The sequence below is a fragment of the Streptomyces sp. SID12488 genome (genome assembly GCF_010548275.1).
Taxonomy (GTDB): Bacteria; Actinomycetota; Actinomycetes; order Streptomycetales; family Streptomycetaceae; genus Streptomyces.
Window position 1 is genome coordinate 15,263 of sequence record NZ_JAAGLT010000028.1, and the last position, 18,984, is coordinate 34,246.

Genomic DNA, 18,984 nt, shown 5'->3' on the forward strand with positions numbered 1-18,984 from the left:
TCGCATGTCGTCGAGTCTCCCCGCCGCGTCGCTCAGGAGGCTCAGGAGGCGTCCGGGCGGGTCAGGAAGGCCAGCACCGCGCTCTCCCAGGCCGCCTTCTGCTCGATCATGGCCCAGTGCCCGCAGTCGGGTAGGACGTGCAACTCGGCCCTGGGGATGGTGCGCATCGGCAGCAGCGCGTTGTCCAGCGGGGTGACCCGGTCGTCGCGGCCCCAGGTCAGCAGCGTGGGTGCGGTGACCTTGTGGAGCGCCGCCCAGATGGGCTGGTCGGAGTGGGCCTGGGCGGCCATCATCGCGGCCATCGCCTGCCGGCCGTAGATCCGGCGGGACGCCTCCAGCGTCGCCGGGTCGGTGGCGCTCGCCCAGCGCTCCTCGATCAGTTCGTCGGTGAGGAGGGCGGGGTTGTGGACCATCGACCGCAGCCACTGCACGAGGTTCTCGCGGGTGGGGTTCTCGGTGAACTCCACCAGCAGGTTGAGCCCTTCGCTGGGCGCCGGCGAGAGGATGTTGCGGCCCACTCCCCCGATGGTCACGACCCTGCGGAACAGGTCCTTGTGGGCGACCGCGAGGCCCACGGCCACGTATCCGCCCATGGAGTTGCCGACGACGTCCACCTGGTCGAGCCCGAGGCCTTCGAGGAAGCGCAGTACGGCCTTCGGGGCCGCAGCCATCGGGTTCTCGTCGGTCGGGTCGCTCACGCCGAAGCCGGGGAACTCCAGGGCGAGGGTGCGGAAGTGCTGGGCGAACACGGGGAGGTTGCCCCGGTAGTTGCGCCAGCCGGTCACCCCGGGTCCCGACCCGTGCAGCAGGAGCAGCGGCGGTCCGTCGCCCGCCTCGTGGTAGCGCAACACGCCCTCGTCGGTGGGGAGTTCGCGCAGGGTGTTCTCGTACGTCAGGGAGGTGAGTGTCATGGCAGCACCGTGCCACCGGGCAGTCTGCGCCCGTGGGTGGGCTCCCGATCAGTGGGACGGTCCCGGCGGTGGGTGGCGCGGGCTGTCTAGCGTCGTGGACGTAGCGATGCCGGGGGCCCTCGGGCCGCCCGGACCTGATCAATGCGAGGGGAGGACCTGATGGGTGTTCGCTCACTCGGGTACCTGCGTCTGGAGTCCAACGACATCGACAAGTGGAAGGCCTTCGGGGGCGACTTCCTCGGCCTGATGCCAGTCGAGGGCGGTGATCCCGAGTCCCTCCACTTCCGGATGGACGACTATCCGGCCCGCATCGTGGTCTCTCCGGGGGCCCAGCCCGGGATGACGGCGCTGGGCTTCGAGGTTCTCGACGAGCGGGAGCTGGCGGGGCTGGTCGCGGATGTCGAGAAGGCCGGCATCAAGGTGACGGCCGGCACCGAGGTCGAGGCCGCGGCGCGGAAGGTCACGGGCTTCGTCAAGTTCAACGACCCGGGTGGCAACCCGGTCGAGCTGTTCTACGGCACGACTCTCGACCATGTGCCGGTGCAGACCCCGCTGGTGTCGGAGTTCGTCACCGGCGACATGGGCTTCGGGCACGCCATCATCTCCGCCGAGGACGCCCGGGGCACGTTCGAGTTCTACGTCAACGTGCTGGGCTTCATCGAGCGGAACACCATGCGCTCACCGGGCGGCACGACCTGGTTCATGGGCTGCAACCCCCGTCACCACACCCTCGGAGTGACGCCGATGCCCGGTCCGGGGCGGCTGCTGCACTTCATGGTCGAGGGCGCGACGCTGGACGACGTGGGGCGCGCGCTTGACCGGGCCGGGAAGTACGAGGTCCCGATGATGCACTCGCTGGGCAAGCACACCAACGACCACATGGTGTCGTTCTACGTCTGGTCACCGGAGAACTACGCCGTCGAGTTCGGCTGGAACGGCCTGAAGGTGCCCGAGCCGGTACCCGTCTACGAGATCACCGACGGCGCGTTCTGGGGCCACCACTTCACACCGCCGCCGATGCCGGGCGGCTGAGCGGACCGCTTGGACATGACCGAGCCCCAGGGTTTCCGGTGCACCGGAAACCCTGGGGCTCGGTTGTCGTGGGGCCCAGTTGTCGTGCGGGATGTCATTCGACAGTGATCGCCCGTTCCGGGCAGGCCCGTTCACCGTCGTGGGCTGCCGTTTCGAGACCTTCCGGGACCTCTCCGTCGACGGGCAGTACGTAGCCGTCGTCGTCGAGGCGGAAGAGTCCGGGTGCCGCCGCCGCGCACCGGGCGTGGCCCGAGCAGGACGCCTTGTCGATGGTGACCTTCACGAACCACTCCTGTTCTACGGCTTGTTGGTCGACCCCGCGTCGACGGTGAACTGCAGGCCGGTGACGTATCTCGCCTCTTCCGAGGCGAGGAACAGGACCGCGTTCGACACGTCCCGGGGCTCGACGTACGGAGCGTGGGTGTTCATCGCGGCGAGGGCGAACATCGGTTCCCGGGCGGCGAGTTCATCGATCGGTACGCCGACGGTGATGCCCGTGTCGCTGACGCCGGTGGGGTGGACCGTGTTCACCCGGATGCGGTGCGTGCCGAGTTCGTTGGACAGGGCCTTCATCAGGCCGACCACGCCGTGCTTGGCGGCCACGTAGTGGGCGTACGGCACATGACCGCGGATTCCGGCCGCCGAGCTGATCATGATGATCGAGCCGCCGTTGCCCGCTTCGATCATCCCCGGGAGCGCCGCCCGTGCCGTGTTCCAGGCGCCCTTGAGGTTGACATCGACGACGACGTCCCAGGCCTCCTCGGACAGCTGCCAGGCGGAACCCGAACTCATGACACCGGCGTTGGCGACGACCACGTCGAGACGCCCGAACTCCTCGTGCGCGGCGTCGACGGCGGCCCGCATCTCGGTGATCGAGCGGACGTCGGCCTGGACGGCGACGCATCGCCGGCCCGTCGCCCGCACCAACTCGGCGGTCTCCTCCAGCTGTTCCTTCGACGCGAGCGAGTAGGGCAGCGCGTCGCTGATGTCGTGGCAGACGTCGGTGATGACGACGTCCGCGCCCTCCTCGGCCAGCCGTACGGCGTGGGAGCGGCCCTGGCCGCGCGCCGCACCCGTGATGAGCGCGACCTTGTCCTCAACTCGCCCCATGGCAACCTCAGTTCTTCGAGTGGTCGGTCAGGTTCGTGGAGTTCGTAAAGTTCGTCGGGTTCGTCAGATCCTCAGCGGCCTCGCGCAGTGCGCGCAGCCGCCTCTGGAGGAGTTCGCGTTCGGCCTCGGCCTCGTCGTCCGCGCCGAGTTCGGCCAGGCGTACGTCCGTCTCGGCGATCTCCGTGAGGAGCCTGCCGTGGGCCTCCTCGCGGGTGAGCAGGTCCAGGTCGGTCCAGTCGGACCGCTCGGACTCCGGCCGCCTGCTCATGCGGGGAGGTTGTAGAGGCGGCGGGCGTTCAGCTCCACGATCTTGTGCACCTCGTCGTCCGGTACGTCGACGAGGACCTCGGCGGCGTAGGCGCGGCTCCCCGGCCAGTACGAGTCGGAGTGGGGGTAGTCGCACTCCCAGGTGATCTTGTCGACGCCGACGTGGTGGCGTACCTCGACGCCGAAGCGGTCGTCGATGAAGCAGCCGTGGAAGTGCTTGTGGAACAGCTCCGAGGGCCGCACGGTCTGGTTGACGTTCTGGTAGAAGCGGTGCCGCTCCCAGGTACCGTCACTGCGTTCCAGCAGGTACGGGATCCAGCCGATGCCACCCTCGGACAGCCCGATCTTCAGCTTGGGGTGCTTGTGGAGCACCGGGGAGAAGAGCAGGTCGGCGGTGGCGTACATGGCGTTGGTGCCGAACAGGGCGATCGTCACCGCGAACGGCGCCTCGTCGGCCGTTTTCGGCGCCTTGCCCGAGGTGCCGAAGTGCAGGCACAGGGGCATGTCGGTCTCCTCGGCCGCCGAGAACACCGGGTCCCAGTGGTCGGTGTGGAAGGAAGGCAGGCCGCGCGGGGCCGGGTTCTCCGGGAAGGAGATCGCCTTGGCGCCCTTGGCGGCGGTCCGGTGGATCTCGGCGACGCAGGCCTCGACGTCCCACAACGGCAGGATCACCAGGGGGATGAGCCGGCCGGGCGCGGTGGCGCACCACTCGTCGAGGACGAAGTCGTTCCACGCCTGGACGCACAGCAGCGCGAGCCGACGGTCCCTGCCCTCCATGAAGACATGGCCCGAGAACCCCGGGAAGGACGGGAAGGACAACGCCCCCCAGACCCCGTCGAGGTCCATGTCGCGCAGGCGGGCCTTCGGGTCGTAGCAGCCCGGGATCATCTCGTCGTAGCGCGTCGGTTCGAGGCCGAACTCCTCGGGATTCTTGCCCGCCACCGCGTTGAGGCCGATGTAGGGGTAGATCCGGTCCTCGTAGACCCACACCTCGGCGGGGGCCTGACCCGCTCCGCGTGGCTGCTCGACGCTCCGGGGGCCCGCCTCCCGGTACTTCGCGGGCAGTCGGTCGGACCACAGCCGTGGGGGCTCGATCAGGTGGTCGTCGGTCGACAGCAACTTCATCCATGGCTGCAACGGCATCCTTGCGCTCCCTCGGTCTCGGAGACTCTCCAGCATCGGCACATTGCGTGTACTGATCGGGTCTCACTCAGTGGAAGAAAAAGATGAAACCCCTTACTTCTCACGGATCATGGATGTGAGCCAGATCCCTCCATGGAGATTCAGGCTACTCTTTTATTCGATGGAAGGAGACCCCATGGGTCGAGTGCAGGACAAGGTCGTCTTCATCACGGGGGCGGCACGCGGCCAGGGCCGGGCCCAGGCGATCCGGCTCGCCGCGGAGGGCGCCGACATCATCGCGGTGGACCTCTGCGAGGACATCGCCACCAACGGCTACGCGCTGGCCACCGACGCCGACCTGGACGAGACGGTGCGTCAGGTCGAGAAGCTCGGGCGGCGCATCGTCGCCCGCAAGGCCGATGTGCGCGAACCGACGGCTCTCAAGGCTGCCGTGGCCGAGGGAGTGGCCGAACTCGGGCGGCTCGACGCGGTCGTCGCCCAGGCAGGGATCTGCCCGCTGGGCCCCGGTCAGACCGCCCAGGCCTTCCTGGACGCCGTCACCGTCGACTTCAACGGGGTGGTGCACGCCGTCGACGCGGCGCTCCCCCATCTGCCCGACGGCGCCTCGATCGTGGCCACCGGGTCCATCGCCGGGCTGATCCCGGCGACCACGGACAACCCGGCCAACGGCCCCGGCGGGCTGGGCTACTCCTTCGCCAAGCGCCAAGTTGCCGCGTTCGTCCACGACTTGGCGACGGTGCTCGCATCCCGGCGGATCCGCGTGAACGCGCTGCACCCGACGAACGTCAACACGGACATGCTCAACAGCGACCTCATGTACCGGTCGTTCCGGCCCGACCTGGAGAACCCGACCCGCGAGGACGCGCTGCCCAGCTTCCCCGCGACGACCGGCTTCGGCATCCCCTACGTCGAGCCCGAGGACATCGCCGACACCGTGCTCTTCCTGGTCTCGGACGAGTCCCGCTACGTCACCGGCATGCAGATGCGCGTCGACGCGGCCGGATACGTCAAGCGGCGCCCCCAACTGCCCAACTTCTGAGCGGGTTTCACTCAAACGGGGTTCATGCCGCGCCTCCGCCCGTCATGTCGATGACCACCTTCCCGGTGGTCCGGCGTTCCGCGACGTCGGTCAGGGCGGCGGCCACGTCGGCGAGGGGGTGGACGCGGGAGACGAGCGGGCGCATCCCGTCGCGGACCATCCCGGCGAGCGCCCGGTCGCCGGCGGCAACCGCGTCCGGGGCGTACTGGCGCAGCATGCGGATCTCGAAGCCCCGTACGACCGCGTCCTTGAGCAGGACCAGGTTCAGCGGGATCCGTGGGATCTTCCCGTCGGCGTAGCCCACGGTGACGAACCGGCCGCCCCGCCGCAGTGCTCGCAGGGCGGCCTCCGCGTGGTCGCCGCCCACCGGGTCGACGACGAGGTGGGCGCCCTCGCCGTCGGTCAGTTCACGGATCCGGGTCTTCAGGTCCTCGCGGACGTAGTCCACGCCCGCCACCGCCCCGAGTTTGCGTGCGACCGCCAGCCGCTCCTGACTCGACGCCGCCGCGACCACTCGCATCCCGAGCCTGGTCCCGACGTCGACGGCCGCCGAGCCGACCCCACCCGCGGCACCGAGCACGGTCGCCCACTCCCCCGCCTCGCCCCGCCCGACGGTGGTCAGGGCGTGGTAGGCGGTCGCGTACGTCACGTGGAACGCGGCGGCGTGGACCATGTCGAGCCCCTCCGGGACCGGACGCAGACCGGACACGGGCACCACGACCTGCTCGGCGAAGGCGCCGGTCAGCACCGCCCCGGCCACGGGTGACCCCACCGGAGGTCCGGACACCCCGGGCCCCAGCGCGGCCACGACGCCGGCGAACTCGCTGCCCGGCGTGAACGGCAGGGGCGCGGGGACCTGGTAGCGGTCCGCCACGAGCAGTACGTCGGGGAAGTTGACGGCAGCGGCGTGCACCCGCACCAGCACCTCCCCCGGGCCGGGTTCGAGGTCACCGAGTTCGACGACACTCAGGCCGCCAGGGGGCCCGTACTCCGTACAGCATGCGGCTCTCATCATCGTGTCCTCTCCGCAGGGGGCGCAGTGGGCATCGCCGGGTCCCGGGGCAGGCCCAGTACCTGTTCGGCGATGGTGTTGCGCTGGATCTCGGCGGTGCCCGCCCCGATGGACGAGGCCCGGGTGCGCAGGAAGCCCCACACCCAGCGCCCACGCTGGACGGCGTGCGGATCACGGCGCCCGAGGATGCCGTAGGCGCCCAGCAACTCCACGGCGAACTCGTGCAGTTCCTGTTCGAAGGTCACGATGAAGAGCCGTGACGTCGAGGACGCGGGCCCGGGCTCGCCCTTCGTCATGATGTCGGCGATGGTCCGCATCCCGGTCAGGCGCATGATCCGCACCCGGATCTCGAAGTCCGCGAGGCGGTCGCGCACCAGGGGGTCCGATGTCGCGCCGCGCTCGCGCGCCAGCTCGATCAGTTCGTCGAGGACGCGCCGGTACAGCGCCGCCTGGTTCATCGCGCCGGCCGCGCGTTCATGGCCGAGGCTGGTCCGTACGAGGGGCCAGCCGCCGTTCTCCGGGCCGATCCGGTCAGCCACCGGCACCCGTACGTCGTCGAAGAAGATCTCGCAGAAGTGCGCGTCGCCGGTCAGGTCCCGCAGCGGGCGCACGCTCACTCCCGGGGCGCGGGCGTCGATCAGCAGATAACTGATGCCGTCCTGGCGGGAGTCGGGCGGTCCCGTGCGGACCAGGGTGAAGAGGATGTCGGCGATGTCGGCCGAACTGTTCCAGACCTTCTGCCCGTTGACGAGGTACACGGCACCCGAGTCGTCCGGTCCGCCGCCTTCCCGCCGGGCGGTCGTCCGCAGCGCGGGCAGGTCCGAGCCTGCCTCCGGTTCCGAATAGCCCTGCGCCCAGACGGAGTCGCCGCGCAGCATGGGGCGCAGGAAGCGCTCCTTCTGTTCGGGGGTGCCGTACTTGATGAGGGTCGGCGCCGCGATGCCGAGCCCGGTGCCGAGAGGTCCTGGCACCCGGGCTTTCGCGTACTCCTCTTGGTAGATCACCTGTTGGGCGAAGTCCAGCTCCATGCCGCCGTGTTCGCGCGGCCAGCTCGGACCGGCGTATCCGGCGTCGAACAGGGTGGCCAGCCATGCCTTCTGCCACGGGAGTCGCTCGGCGGGGTCCTTGGGGCGGCGGCCGGGGTGACGGTCCGCCAGGAAGGTTCGGAGGCGGGCTCTGAACTCCTTGTCGGTGAGCACCGCTTGGGCCGGCGAGGTCACCTCGGGGCCATGCGGATGGCGCCGTCGAGGCGGACGGTCTGGCCGTTGAGGTACGGGTTCTCCAGCATCTCGATGGCCAGGCGGGCGTAGTCGTCCGGGGTACCGAGCCGCTTGGGGTGCGGGACGGACGCGGCGAGTCCGTCGCGGATGTCCTCGCGGAGCCGGCCGAGCATGGGGGTGTCCATGACGCCCGGCGCGATGGTGTTCACCCGGATCTGCCAGCTGGCCAGATCACGGGCGGCGAGCAGGGTGATGCCGTGCACGCCCGCCTTGGCGGCGGTGTAGGAGGTCTGGCCGATCTGGCCGTCGAACGCGGCGACCGACGCGGTCAGGACCACCGCGCCGCGGTCGCCGTCGACGATGTCGTTGGCGGCGAGCCGGGCGGCGGCCAGCCGCAGCACGTTGTAGGTGCCGATCAGGTTGACCCGTACGACCTCGGCGAACGTGTCGAGTTCGCCGGGGTTTCGGTCGCGGTCGATGATCCGGGTGCGGTCGCCGCCACGGCCCGCGCAGTGCACGACGAAGCGCAGCGGGCCGAGTTCGGCGGCGGTGTCGAGGGCGGCGGCGACCGCGGCCTCGTCGGTGACGTCGGCGCGGACGAAGCGGGCGGCGTCACCGAGGTCAGCGACCGCCTTGACGCCCTGCTCCTCGGAGATGTCGGCGAGAACGACCTGGCCGCCACGCTCGATGATCCGGCGGGCGGTGGCCAGGCCGAGGCCGGAGGCACCTCCGGTGACCAGCGCCGATGAACCGTCGATGTTCATTTCCCACTCCTCACGGGGCACTTCTTGAATGGGATTGCATGGCAGTGCATGGGGTTGGGTGGGACGGGGTCACAGTCCCAGGGATTTACTGATGATGGTCTTCAGGACCTCGCTGGTGCCGCCGTAGATACGGGTCACCCTGGCGTCCGCGTACAGTCGCGCGATCGGTGATTCGAGGATGTAGCCGTAGCCGCCGTGCAGTTGGAGGCAGCGGTCGACGACTCGGCCCTGCGTCTCGGTGCAGAACAGCTTGGTCCTGGCCGCGTCGACGGGGCTCAGGTCGCCTGCGACGAGCGCCGTGATCGCCGCGTCCAGCAAAGCCTGTGCGGCCGTCACCTCGGTGTCCAGGGCGGCGAGTTCGAACTTCGTGTTCTGGAAGTGGGCGACCGGTTTCCCGAAGACGGTCCGGTCGCGTACGTAGGTGACGGTCAGGTCGATCGCGGCGCGGGCCTGGGCGACGGCGCCGACCGCGATGGCCAGCCGCTCCTGGGCCAGGTTGCGGCCGAGGAGGGAGAAGGCCGCGCCTTCCTCACCGAGCAGGTTGGCGGCGGGGACGCGGACGTCGGCGAAGGACAGCTCCACGGTGTCCTGGACCTGGAGGCCGATCTTCTCCAGCTTGCGCCCGACCTCGAACCCGGTCATTCCCTTCTCCACCACCAGCAGGGACAGCCCGGCACGCCGGTTGTCCGGATCGGTGGCGGTGCGGGCCACAACGATCACCAGGTCGGCGTGGTGGCCGCCGGTGATGAACGTCTTCGCCCCGTTGAGGACGTAGTGGTCACCGTCGCGGACAGCTTTCGTCACGACGCCGGCCAGGTCCGAGCCGGTGCCGGGTTCGCTCATCGCGACCGCGGTGTACAGCTCGCCCGAGGCCAGCCCGGGGAACCAGCGGGCCCGCTGCTCGGCGTTGGCCAGCCCCGTGAAGTACGGGACGACCACGTCGAGATGGGTGCGCAGGCCGCCCAGTGTCACGCCGGCACGGGCGCACTCCTCCTGGATGACGACGTTGAAACGGTAGTCGTCCGAGCCGCCTCCGCCGTACTCCTCGGGGATCGCCGTACCGATGATGCCGAGCTTGCCTAGTGCGGTGAACAACTCACGGGGGACGAGTGCGGCGCGGCGCCAGTCCTCGTACACCGGGAGCACGTCGCGGGCGATGAAGTCGCGGACCAGGAGACGGAAGTCCTCATGATCCTGTTCGAACAGGGTCCGGCGCATCACAGCTCCTCCAGTGGACCCTATTCAGTATACGTAATTGCCTCCCTCGGTCCAGAGTGATCCGGAAAGTGGCAGTACACAGCCATGCATGACTGCACCTTGTCAGTGCCACCAGGGAATGAGTGCATCCAAATGCCGCCCCATCCGGTGGCGGGCGACCCCCGCGTCGCCCTGCACGATGGCGTCGAGGATGCGCTGGTGCACGTGCTGGACCTCCTCGGCGGCCGTGTCGCCGGGCAGCGGGCGGTCGTGGCCGGAGGCGTGCCGGCGGAACAGTTCGGTGATGATGGAGAGGAAGAGCGACAGCACCGGATTGTCGGCCAGGGCGGCGAGTTCGGAGTGGAACAGGTCGGCCTTGCGGAGTTCGTCGGCCGGGCCCTCGGTGGGCCAGCGGACGGCCTTCGTGAGGCGTTCGACGACCTCGGTGTCGCCCCTGGCGTGCCGGGCGGTCACTCTGGCGATGATGCCGAGTTCGATGGCGTTGCGGACGATCCGCAGGTCCTCGGCCGTGACGCCCTGGTATTCGAGGAAGAGGGCCATCGTGTCGATGCTGGCCTGCGGTTCCGGCGCGGTGACGACCAGTCCGCCGCCGGGGCCCCGGCGCATCCGCGCGACCGAGTGGTACTCCAGGAGCCGCACGGCCTCCCGCAGCACGGCCCGGCTGATGCCGTAGCGGGCCAGCAGATCGGCCTCCGAGCCGAGCACCATGCCGATCTGCCAGCCCCGCGCCGCGATGTCGTCGTGGATCCGGGCGGCCACCACTTCGGCGAGCTTGGCCCGCAGGCCCTCGACGAGTTCCGGCTCGATCACGTTCCCGGAGATCCGCTGGCCGCGATGCACCCGGTGCTTCTCGATCCAGGCGGCGACCGACTCCAGGTGGGCGGTGAGTTCGGACTGCGCGCGGGCGCCGTCGTCGGCGATCACGGCCTCTACGACCGCGCGGTGGGCCCGGTGCGAGGTCTCCTTCGCCGCATGCATCTCGGCCTTGGTGACCCGGCGGGAGGTGTGCGCGTACCGGGCGGTGAGGCGGGTGAGCACGTCGACGAACAGGTGCAGCACCGGGTTTCCCGACAGTTGCCCGAGCACCGGGTGCAGGGGGTCCTGCGAATGGACCGACGGATCGTCCCAGTGGGCGAGTTCGGCTTCGAGCGTGGCTCGGAGGGTGGCGATGCCCTCTTCGGTGATGCGGTCCGCGGCGAGGCCCGCGGCGATCGGTTCGAGGAGCCGGCGGGCCTGGAGCAGGTCGGTGACACTGGTGCCGACGTACTCGAGGTAGATCACCATGGCCCGGGTCGCCGGTCCCGCGTCGGGGGCGCAGACGATCAGGCCGCCGTTCGGGCCGCGCCGCATCCGGGCGACCTGATGGTGCTCGACCAGCCGTACCGCCTCGCGCAGCACCGCACGGCTCACACCCAGCCGCTCCCGCAGGTCCACCTCGGAGCCCAGGGACTCGCCGACGGGCCAGCCCTGGCGGATCACGGTCGCCTCGATGCGGTGCGCGGTCTGTGCGGCCAGTTTGCCGACCGGGACACCGGTCTCGCCGTCGGCGGGTTCGCGGTCGACGGCAGTCGCCATGGGGCCAACTCCTCAGCGGGGATATTGCGGATCCCCAGTCTATTCGTCGGTGGCGCGGGTGACGTGCGAGGCGGGTGCCTGACGCCGAGATCGGATCGGCGTTTCCCGTTCTGCTCCTGGTCTCCGGAGGTCTCTGGCGAGAGACATTCAGCACGGTTAGAGTACCCTCATTTCGAGATCGTGCGCATGACGACGACGTTGAGGAGCCGGCAGCGATGCGACTGGAGTCCACCCCCGAACTCGAGGCGTTCCGGAGGAAGGTGCGGGCCTTCGTCGCCGAGCACGCGCCCGGCGTCAAGACCCACTCCGGTGTGCGCGCCCCGGAGCCGGAACTGATGCCGGAAATCCGGGAGTGGACCGCGAAGCTGTACGGGGCGGGCTTCCTCGGCGTCGACTGGCCCACCGAGTACGGCGGCCGGCCCGACTCCCACCCCCTCGAACCGTTCGTCGTCGCCGAGGAGATCGCCCGCGCCCGCACCTGGCCGCCCGTCGGTGCGGCCTCGCTGGCCTCGGGTGCCCTGCTCGACTTCGGCACCGACGAGCAGCGTGCTCGCTTCCTGCCCCGCATCCGGGCTTGCGAGGACGTGTGGTGCCAGCTGTTCAGTGAACCGGAGGCGGGGAGTGATCTGGCCTCGCTGCGGACCCGGGCGCGCCGGGAGGGCGGGGCCGACGGCGACGGCGCCGTGTTCGTCGTCGACGGTCAGAAGGTGTGGACGACCAACGGTCAACATGCCGACATGGGATACCTGTTGGCGCGCACCGACGGGGACGCGCCCAAGCACAAGGGCATCACCGCGTTCGCGCTGGACATGCGCAGCCCGGGGGTCGACATCCGGCCGCTGCGCGAGATCACCGGGACCACCGACTTCAACGAGGTCTTCCTCGACGGCGTCCGGATTCCGGCCGCGAACGTCATCGGCCGGGTGAACGACGGCTGGCGGGTGGCGATGAGCAGCCTCGGGCGTGAGCGTTCCGGAGTGGCCGCGCGCGGCGCCGAGTTGTCCGCCGTACTGGACGACCTGGTGCGGCTCGCGGAGGAGACGCCGGTCGGCGGCCGGCCCGCGCTGGAGGACTCCGCCACCCGGCAGACGATCGGGGAGCTGGCGGCTCGGGTGCAGGTGAACGCGGCGATGATCTCGCTGGCGCAGTCGCGGATGCTGCACGGTACGGAGGGGGTGGGGGACGCCCTGCTGGGCAAGATCTTCTTCAGTGAACTCAACCATGATCTGGCCGAGTTCGGGCTGCGGCTGCAAGGGACTGACGGGTTGCTCGTCGAGGGCGACGCGGGAGTTGTGGCGGGTGGGTGGTGGCAGGACGCGCATCTGTACTCGCGGGCGTACACCATTGCTGGTGGGGCCAACGAGGTTTTGCGTACGCAGGTTGCTGAGCGAGGGCTTGGGTTGCCTCGCTAGGCGCTCCGCGAGAAGGGGCGCGATGTGTTGTTTTTTCGTCTGCTGCGCCGTCGTGGCTTGTCGCGCCCCGCGGCGGAGCCGTAAATGTCACAGCCCCGCGCCCCTGACAGCAGCAGGGCACCCCCTTCTGGATCAGAGCAGCTCGATGATCGTCGCGTTTGCCGTGCCGCCGCCCTCGCACATTGTCTGGAGGCCGTACCTCAGGCCCTGTTGGCGCATCCTCGCCAGCAGCCGTGTCATCAGGATGGCGCCCGAGCCGCCCAACGGATGGCCTACGCCGATCGCGCCGCCCAGGGGGTTGAGGCGTTCGGGGTCGGCGCCCGTCTCGGCCAGCCAGGCCAACGGGACCGGGGCGAACGCCTCATTCACCTCGTACACGCCCATGTCCTCGATGGACAGCCCGGAGCGGCGCAGCACCTTTTCGGTCGCGGGGATCGGGCCCAGGAGCATGGTGATCGGGTCCGCGCCGCTCACCGCTCCCGTGTGGTAGCGGGCGATCGGGGTGAGGCCTAGGTCGCGGGCGCGTTCCGGGGTGGTGATGAGCAGGGCGGCGGCGCCGTCGGAGATCTGGGAGGAGTTTCCGGCGTGGATCACGCCGTCCTCCCTGAACGACGGCTTGAGCCTGGCCAGCGTGTCGGGGGTCGTGCCCCGCCGCAGCCCCTCATCGACGGTGAACTTGGTGCCGTCCACCTCGATCGGCACGACGTGGTCGTCGAAGACGCCCGAGTCGATCGCGGCGGCTGCCTTGGCGTGCGAGTCGGAGGCGAACTCGTCGAGCCGGTGACGGCTCAACTTCCAGCGTTCCGCGATGAGTTCGGCTCCGACGCCCTGGCTGAACTCGAAGCCGTCATAGCGGGCGATGGCGGCGGGTCCGTACGGCTGTCCAGTGGTCCGGTGCGAGCCGAGCGGCACCCGGCTCATGGTCTCGACACCGCCCGCCACCACCAGGTCGTACTGGCCCGACATCACGGCGTGCGCGGCCTGGTCGACCGCCTGCTGGCTGGAGCCGCAGGCCCGGTTGACGGTGACGGCCGGGACGTGTTCGGGCCAGCCCGCGGCGAGTACGGCGAACCGGCCGACGTTGCTGGACTGGTCGCCGATCTGGGTGACACAGCCCCAGACCACGTCGTCCACCGTGCCGGGGTCGATGCCGGTGCGCCGGACGAGGGCCTTGAGCACCTCGGCCGACAGATCGGCCGCGTGCACCGAGGCCAGCGAGCCGTTGCGCTTGCCGATCGGGGCGCGCACGGCGTCGACGATGACGGCGTCTCGCATGGGAAATCCTTTCAGTCGGTCGGGAGTTGCGCTGCGGCACCGCTGTCCAGCAGCGCTTCGATGCCGTCGACCTGCCAGTCCCTGAACACGGCGCGGGTGTCCGCGCCGACCGCAGGCGCTGTGGTCGCGGGGCAGGTCGGGGTGTCCGAGAAGCGTGGTGCGGCGGCCGGCTGGACGACACCGTCCGGTGCGGTCAGGGTGGAGCGGGCGGCCAGGTGGGGGTGGGCTGCCGCCTCGGTGAGGCTCAGGACGGGGGCCACGCACGCGTCGGTGCCCTCGAACAGGGCCGCCCACTCGTCGCGGGTGCGCTCCGCGAACCGTTTCTCCAGCAGTTGCCGCAGCTGCGGCCAGGTCGAGCGGTCGTGCTGCCGGTCCGGGTCGACGCCCAGGTCGAGCAGCTCGACCAGGCGCCGGTAGAACTTGCGCTCCAGCGCGCCGACCGCCACATGGCGGCCGTCCCGGGTCTCGTACACGGAGTAGAAGGGCCAGCCTCCGTCGAAGCGGTTGACCCCGCGCTCGTCGTTCCACTCGCCCCGCCCGAGCTTGCCGAAGGTGCTGGCGAGGAGGTGGGCGGTGCCGTCGACGATGGCTGCGTCCACGACCTGGCCCCTGCCTGTGCGCGCGGCGGCGTGCAGGGCGGCCAGGATGCCGATCACGAGATAGCAGCCGCCACCCCCGAAGTCGCCGACGAGGTTGAGCGGGATGCGCGGCGGGCCGCCCTCCTCCCCGATCGCGCCCAGAGCGCCCGTCAGCGCGATGTAGGTGATGTCGTGTCCGGCGGCGGCGGCCAGCGGACCGTCCTGGCCCCAGCCGGTCATCCGGCCGTAGACCAGGCGGGCGTTGCGGGCCAGGCAGTCGTGCGGCCCGATGCCCAGCCGTTCGGTGACACCGGGGCGGAATCCCTCGGTCAACACGTCGGCCCGCTCGACGAGTTGGAGGAGCGCGGCGGCTCCGGCCGGGTGCTTCAGGTCGAGTACGACCGACCGTTTCCCCCGGTTGAGTACGTCCGCCGGTCCACCCGCGTCCGGTTCGTCCGCCCGACCGGGCCGGTCCACCCTGACGACCTCCGCCCCGAGGTCGGCGAGCAGCATCCCGGCGAACGGCCCCGGTCCGATGCCACCGAGTTCGACGACCCGGCAGCCGACGAGAGGTCCCGTCGTCATGGTCACCCTCCCAGCCCAGTTCAATTTGCGCACGATTACGGATACTCAATTCCGAGCACTTGATTTCGTACCGAGTACGCCGGTGTCAGCGGCCCTTCCAGACCGCCTCCCGCTTCTCCGCGAACGCGGCGGCCCCTTCACGGGCGTCCTCCGACCGGAAGACGGGAGCGGCGATCTCGAACTGTCGCGCCCACCCCTCCTCCAGCGTCCAGTCCGGGGCGTGGCTCGCGATCTCCTTGGTGGCCGCGACGGCGAGGGGACCGTTCGACGCGATGGTCGAGGCGAGTGCGAGTGCGCCGTCGAGGGCGCCGCCCTCGTCGGTGAGCCGGTTGACGAGGCCGACCTCGGCCGCCCGTACCGCGCTGATCGGTTCGCCGGTGAGCAGCAGTTCCAGCGCGACGGCGTACGGGATGCGGCGCGGGAGGTGGAGGGCCGCGCCGGCGCGGGCGACCAGGGACCGTCGCACCTCGGGGACGCCGAGCCGTGCCGTGCGAGAAGCGACCACCAGGTCACAGGCCAGCAGGAGTTCGAAGCCGCCGGCCAGAGCCCAGCCCTCGACCGCGGCGACCAGCGGTTTGAGCGGGGGTGTCAGGGTGATCCCGCACAGTCCGCGGCCCTCGATCGCGGGCGACTCGCCGCGCAGCCACGCCTTGAGGTCCATTCCGGCCGAGAACGTGCCGCCGGCTCCCGTGAGGACGCCCGCCCTCAACTCGTCCGACTCGTCGAGCTCGTCCACCGCTGCCGCCACTCCGGCGGCCACCCCGGCGTCCAGCGCGTTCTTCACCGCCGGGCGGTTGATCGTGATGACCTGGACCGCGCCTCGGCGCTCCACCAGCACCTCGTCGGACACGTCTACCTCCGCGAATCGTTCAACTGATCGCCGGTCACGGCGAATTGGGCCAGTTCATGGGCGACCATGCCGTCCAGGTCCTCGGCCGGCGGTGCCGGGAGGTCGACCGCACGATCGCGGGTCGGCAGCAGGACGACGGCCGTTCCGGGCGTGGTCACCTCACCGCGCTGGTTCTCGCACCGCACCTCGATGTGCACCTCGGCCCGCCCGTCCACCCGCCGTTTGTCTACGACCGTGCCGCGTGCCCAGGTGGTGTCGCCGAGATAGTTGAACTTGCGGTGCTCGCAGCGCAGTTTCCACAGCCAGCCGTCGTCGCCGATCCAGTCGGTGAGCAGATGGCACAGCCAGGTCTCACGCATCCCGCCGTAGTCGTACGAGTTCGGCAGCCCGAGTTCCTTCGCCCGCTCGGGTTCCCAGTGCAGCCGCTGCACGGTGTCCGGGATGTTCAACGGGTTCGGCGGATACAGTCCCGGCACCTTGCGCCGGACACGCGCGGCGATCCCGAAGGCCCCCGGCGGGGTGAGCTGCATACCCCAGCCCAGATGCCAGACGACCACGTCCGTGGTGGTGAGCGGCCCCTTCACGCGGGGCTGGAGTTCGTCGCCGATCTCGACGTCCTCCCAGAAGCGGGGTTCGGCGCCGCGCCGGGTCTCGGCCGCGTAGGCGGCGTCTATCTCGGCGAGTTGGTCGGCAGTGTAGGGCTCCTGCGCCAGGTGTTCCTTGGCGCGCTTCTTCGACGTGTGCCGTTCGGCGTTGATCCAGGTGCCCCGCCGCAGGGCGTGCATCTCGCCCCGCCCGTTGGCGTAGAGGTAGTCGCGGACGACGTGTGCCGTGCGCCCGCCGAAGCTGCTGCGCTTGAGATGGACGCCCACCTGGGTCTGCAACACCCGGCATCTGTCGCCCACTTGAAGCGGGCGCCACCACTCGAACTCCATCACCGCCTGGTAGGAACCGAGTCCGGCGAAGGGGTCGCCCTTCAGCAGCGCCTTCGTCTCCGGGTCCGGCTTCGGGGCGGCGTCCTCCCCCATCGTGTAGAGGAACGTGGGTGGTGCGACGAGCGAGCCCCAGCGGGTGCGGGCCGCGTGGTCCGGGTCGCAGTACAGGGGGTTGGCGTCGCCGTAGCCGTACGCGAAGTGGCGTACGCCGTCCCAGGTCACCTCGTAGTTGTGCGGGGGGTTGTGCTGGGGCTGGGGAACGCCCAGGCGGCACCGGGAACGCTCGACCGCCTCGTCCGTCAGCACGCCGAACCGCTCGGCGGCTTTCTCCTGCGTACCCGTCTGCGCATCCGACTGGGTTTCCGTCTTGGTGTCCATCTGGGGGCCGGTCACCGCTGCTCCTCCTTGACGCGCTCCTGTTGTGCGAGCCGGACGCGGACCAGTTCCAGCAGATCCACGCGGCTGACCTTGCTCGACGGGGTCCGGGGCAGCGCGTCGACGACGACGATGTGCGCCGGCACCTCGTACGGGGTGAGCCGGGACCGGCAGAGGGCGACGAGTTCGGCGGTGTCCGGGACCGGCAGGTCAGGCTCGGTCTCGACCGCCGCGACCGGTATCTCGCCGAGCCTCGGGTCCGGCAGGCCGGCGACGGCCGCCTCGCGGACGGCCGGGTGGGTCTCCAGGACGCGTCGGACAGTCTCCGGCTGCACCTTGAAGCCGCCGCGGATGATGGCGTCGTCCGTGCGGCCCTCGATCCAGACGAACCCGTCGGCGTCGATCCGGGCGAGATCGCTGGTCCGCGTCCAGGCCCGGCCGCCCCGGGTGCTCTGCTCGGTGCGGACCTCCAGGGTGCCGGGCCTGCCGACGGGCAGCTCGACGTGGTCCTCGCCGGTCACTCTCAGTTCGACACCGGCGAAGGCGCGGCCTGCGCTGCCCGCTTTCCGCTGCCACCAGCGCTCGTGCAGCGGCAGCGTCCATCCGGCCACCGCTCCGGCGAACTCGGTGGCCCCGTAGGTCATGAGGACGGGGATGCCGTACGTATGGAAGAACGCGTCGGCGAGTTCCGCCGGGCAGGGCGCGGTTCCGGACGTGACGACCTGGAGGCTCGCCAGCCGCTCCTGCGGGACGCCCGCGTCGAGTACGGCGCGGATGGCGGCCGGTACCAGGCTCGCCGCACGCAACCGGTGGCGCTCCACGGCGCCCACCCAGGGTTCGACGGCAAACCTGGGCATGAGAAGCATGCGGCGACCGGTGGCGAGACAGGCGAGTGCCCGCCACAGGCCGCTGATGTGCACGAGCGGGGTGGCCACGAGCGCCGCCGACCTCGACAGCATCCGCGCGTCCTTCGGGGTCTGGCCGCCGGAGGCGAGGGCCTGTTCCAACTGTCCGATGCGCAGGTGCACGCGTTTCGGAGGGCCGGTGGTGCCCGAGGTGAGCATCTCCACGGCGACGTCGAGGCCGGCTGCGGGTGCCCCGGCGGACGGTGTGCCGCCCGCGAGCCTGATGGTGCCGTCGGCGCCTGCCTCCAGGGCCGCGCCGCGACCTGTCACCGTACCCAACACGCCCTCGCGGGACAGGACTTCGGCGCCGGCGACGACGACGGGCGGTTCACAGCGCGCGATGTCGGCGGCGAGGCGCGCGGCAGGCTGCAAGGGGCTCAGCATCACCAGGCAGCGCCCGGAGGCGATCACCGCGGCGACCACGGCCACGTGCTCGGGCCTGTTCTCCAGGACGACGCCGACGCGGCCACCGGCGGGCAGCCCCAGCGCGTCGAGCACGTCGACGACATCACGCGCGGTCGCCTGGATCTGCCCCCAGGTCCACCAGTCGCCCTCGTACTCGATCGCCTCGGCGTTGGCCGGTGCCTCGGTCAGTAGCCGGGACAGGCGGTCGCGAATTCCCACGGGAGGAGCCTTTCGTCACCAGATCAGAGCGATAAAGTACACTGAATTAGCGAACACCAGGTCACGGATTCCCATATTTTCCGCCCAAAGTGACGAGATCTATGCAATTCAGTGACCTGAACTTGCGGTGCGGAGACCCACGAAGGCCGTGCCG

General features: G+C 70.3%; 18 protein-coding genes. 3 read left to right on the top strand and 15 right to left on the bottom strand.

The annotated features are described in order from the left end of the window. Positions 1-41: 41 nt before the first annotated feature. A complete protein-coding gene (locus G3I56_RS32560; RefSeq protein WP_164415314.1) occupies positions 42-911 on the bottom strand; it encodes an alpha/beta fold hydrolase in 870 nt (289 codons plus the stop codon). A 159-nt stretch (positions 912-1,070) separates the two neighbouring features. Here G3I56_RS32560 and G3I56_RS32565 point away from each other — a divergent pair, with 159 nt between their 5' ends. After that, on the top strand, positions 1,071-1,943 hold the full coding sequence (locus G3I56_RS32565) for a VOC family protein (RefSeq protein WP_164415316.1): 873 nt from the start codon (positions 1,071-1,073) through the stop codon (positions 1,941-1,943). Between the two features lie 94 nt (positions 1,944-2,037). On the opposite strand, the gene G3I56_RS32570 is transcribed toward G3I56_RS32565, so the two are convergent. The 4 genes from G3I56_RS32570 to G3I56_RS32585 are packed head-to-tail and all read right to left on the bottom strand — an operon-like array spanning position 2,038 to position 4,463. Beyond that, the gene (locus G3I56_RS32570) at positions 2,038-2,226 is read right to left on the bottom strand and encodes a ferredoxin (protein ID WP_164415319.1); all 189 of its coding nucleotides are present in this window, start codon (positions 2,224-2,226) and stop codon (positions 2,038-2,040) included. A 14-nt stretch (positions 2,227-2,240) separates the two neighbouring features. Continuing rightward, positions 2,241-3,053 carry a mycofactocin-coupled SDR family oxidoreductase gene (locus tag G3I56_RS32575; RefSeq protein ID WP_164415321.1) on the bottom strand — a complete coding sequence of 271 codons (813 nt, stop codon included), beginning with the start codon at positions 3,051-3,053 and terminating at the stop codon, positions 2,241-2,243. Positions 3,054-3,060: 7 nt separating this feature from the next. Further along, positions 3,061-3,321: a hypothetical protein gene (locus G3I56_RS32580; RefSeq protein WP_164415324.1), complete on the bottom strand. Its 261-nt coding sequence runs from the start codon at positions 3,319-3,321 to the stop codon at positions 3,061-3,063. Next, complete coding sequence (locus G3I56_RS32585) at positions 3,318-4,463, bottom strand: amidohydrolase family protein (RefSeq protein WP_239135241.1); 1,146 nt, start codon at positions 4,461-4,463, stop codon at positions 3,318-3,320. Before G3I56_RS32585 ends, G3I56_RS32580 begins: the two co-directional genes overlap by 4 nt. A 175-nt stretch (positions 4,464-4,638) precedes the next feature. Here G3I56_RS32585 and G3I56_RS32590 point away from each other — a divergent pair, with 175 nt between their 5' ends. Then, positions 4,639-5,502: a mycofactocin-coupled SDR family oxidoreductase gene (locus G3I56_RS32590; RefSeq protein ID WP_164415326.1), complete on the top strand. Its 864-nt coding sequence runs from the start codon at positions 4,639-4,641 to the stop codon at positions 5,500-5,502. A 22-nt stretch (positions 5,503-5,524) separates the two neighbouring features. Here G3I56_RS32590 and G3I56_RS32595 read toward each other — a convergent pair whose 3' ends face one another. The 5 genes from G3I56_RS32595 to G3I56_RS32615 all read right to left on the bottom strand — a co-directional run bounded on the left by G3I56_RS32595 (position 5,525) and on the right by G3I56_RS32615 (position 11,291). Continuing rightward, positions 5,525-6,517, bottom strand: coding sequence for an NADPH:quinone oxidoreductase family protein (locus G3I56_RS32595; protein WP_239135242.1), 993 nt, complete (start codon positions 6,515-6,517; stop codon positions 5,525-5,527). Continuing rightward, complete coding sequence (locus tag G3I56_RS32600) at positions 6,514-7,734, bottom strand: acyl-CoA dehydrogenase family protein (protein WP_343240113.1); 1,221 nt, start codon at positions 7,732-7,734, stop codon at positions 6,514-6,516. Before G3I56_RS32600 ends, G3I56_RS32595 begins: the two co-directional genes overlap by 4 nt. Further along, on the bottom strand, positions 7,731-8,498 hold the full coding sequence (locus tag G3I56_RS32605; RefSeq protein ID WP_164415328.1) for an SDR family NAD(P)-dependent oxidoreductase: 768 nt from the start codon (positions 8,496-8,498) through the stop codon (positions 7,731-7,733). Before G3I56_RS32605 ends, G3I56_RS32600 begins: the two co-directional genes overlap by 4 nt. Before the next feature lie 69 nt (positions 8,499-8,567). Then, on the bottom strand, positions 8,568-9,716 hold the full coding sequence (locus G3I56_RS32610; RefSeq protein ID WP_164415330.1) for an acyl-CoA dehydrogenase family protein: 1,149 nt from the start codon (positions 9,714-9,716) through the stop codon (positions 8,568-8,570). A gap of 102 nt (positions 9,717-9,818) precedes the next feature. Then, positions 9,819-11,291 (bottom strand): FCD domain-containing protein, encoded by a 1,473-nt coding sequence (locus tag G3I56_RS32615; RefSeq protein ID WP_164415331.1) that lies wholly within the window; start codon positions 11,289-11,291, stop codon positions 9,819-9,821. Between the two features lie 215 nt (positions 11,292-11,506). Between G3I56_RS32615 and G3I56_RS32620 the strand changes: the two genes are divergently transcribed. Next, positions 11,507-12,703, top strand: coding sequence for an acyl-CoA dehydrogenase family protein (locus G3I56_RS32620; RefSeq protein ID WP_164415333.1), 1,197 nt, complete (start codon positions 11,507-11,509; stop codon positions 12,701-12,703). Between the two features lie 132 nt (positions 12,704-12,835). On the opposite strand, the gene G3I56_RS32625 is transcribed toward G3I56_RS32620, so the two are convergent. The 5 genes from G3I56_RS32625 to G3I56_RS32645 all read right to left on the bottom strand — a co-directional run bounded on the left by G3I56_RS32625 (position 12,836) and on the right by G3I56_RS32645 (position 18,830). After that, entirely contained in the window at positions 12,836-13,978 is a 1,143-nt protein-coding gene (locus G3I56_RS32625) for a thiolase family protein (protein WP_164415335.1), read from the bottom strand. Positions 13,979-13,989: 11 nt separating this feature from the next. Beyond that, complete coding sequence (locus G3I56_RS32630) at positions 13,990-15,141, bottom strand: CaiB/BaiF CoA-transferase family protein (protein ID WP_164415337.1); 1,152 nt, start codon at positions 15,139-15,141, stop codon at positions 13,990-13,992. A gap of 85 nt (positions 15,142-15,226) precedes the next feature. After that, positions 15,227-15,991: a crotonase/enoyl-CoA hydratase family protein gene (locus G3I56_RS32635; RefSeq protein ID WP_164415339.1), complete on the bottom strand. Its 765-nt coding sequence runs from the start codon at positions 15,989-15,991 to the stop codon at positions 15,227-15,229. Positions 15,992-15,993: 2 nt separating this feature from the next. Next, on the bottom strand, positions 15,994-17,319 hold the full coding sequence (locus tag G3I56_RS32640) for a MaoC family dehydratase N-terminal domain-containing protein (protein WP_343240114.1): 1,326 nt from the start codon (positions 17,317-17,319) through the stop codon (positions 15,994-15,996). Continuing rightward, entirely contained in the window at positions 17,316-18,830 is a 1,515-nt protein-coding gene (locus G3I56_RS32645; RefSeq protein WP_164415341.1) for a fatty acid--CoA ligase family protein, read from the bottom strand. The genes G3I56_RS32640 and G3I56_RS32645 overlap by 4 nt, the downstream gene beginning before the upstream one ends. Between the last annotated feature and the right edge of the window lie 154 nt (positions 18,831-18,984).

Coding starts and splice junctions, on each gene's coding strand:
- G3I56_RS32560 (WP_164415314.1), bottom strand. CDS start 911: ATGACACTCACCTCCCTGACGTACGAGAACACCCTGCGCGAACTCCCC.
- G3I56_RS32565 (WP_164415316.1), top strand. CDS start 1,071: ATGGGTGTTCGCTCACTCGGGTACCTGCGTCTGGAGTCCAACGACATC.
- G3I56_RS32575 (WP_164415321.1), bottom strand. CDS start 3,053: ATGGGGCGAGTTGAGGACAAGGTCGCGCTCATCACGGGTGCGGCGCGC.
- G3I56_RS32580 (WP_164415324.1), bottom strand. CDS start 3,321: ATGAGCAGGCGGCCGGAGTCCGAGCGGTCCGACTGGACCGACCTGGAC.
- G3I56_RS32585 (WP_239135241.1), bottom strand. CDS start 4,463: ATGCCGTTGCAGCCATGGATGAAGTTGCTGTCGACCGACGACCACCTG.
- G3I56_RS32590 (WP_164415326.1), top strand. CDS start 4,639: ATGGGTCGAGTGCAGGACAAGGTCGTCTTCATCACGGGGGCGGCACGC.
- G3I56_RS32595 (WP_239135242.1), bottom strand. CDS start 6,517: ATGATGAGAGCCGCATGCTGTACGGAGTACGGGCCCCCTGGCGGCCTG.
- G3I56_RS32605 (WP_164415328.1), bottom strand. CDS start 8,498: ATGAACATCGACGGTTCATCGGCGCTGGTCACCGGAGGTGCCTCCGGC.
- G3I56_RS32610 (WP_164415330.1), bottom strand. CDS start 9,716: ATGCGCCGGACCCTGTTCGAACAGGATCATGAGGACTTCCGTCTCCTG.
- G3I56_RS32615 (WP_164415331.1), bottom strand. CDS start 11,291: ATGGCGACTGCCGTCGACCGCGAACCCGCCGACGGCGAGACCGGTGTC.
- G3I56_RS32620 (WP_164415333.1), top strand. CDS start 11,507: ATGCGACTGGAGTCCACCCCCGAACTCGAGGCGTTCCGGAGGAAGGTG.
- G3I56_RS32625 (WP_164415335.1), bottom strand. CDS start 13,978: ATGCGAGACGCCGTCATCGTCGACGCCGTGCGCGCCCCGATCGGCAAG.
- G3I56_RS32630 (WP_164415337.1), bottom strand. CDS start 15,141: ATGACGACGGGACCTCTCGTCGGCTGCCGGGTCGTCGAACTCGGTGGC.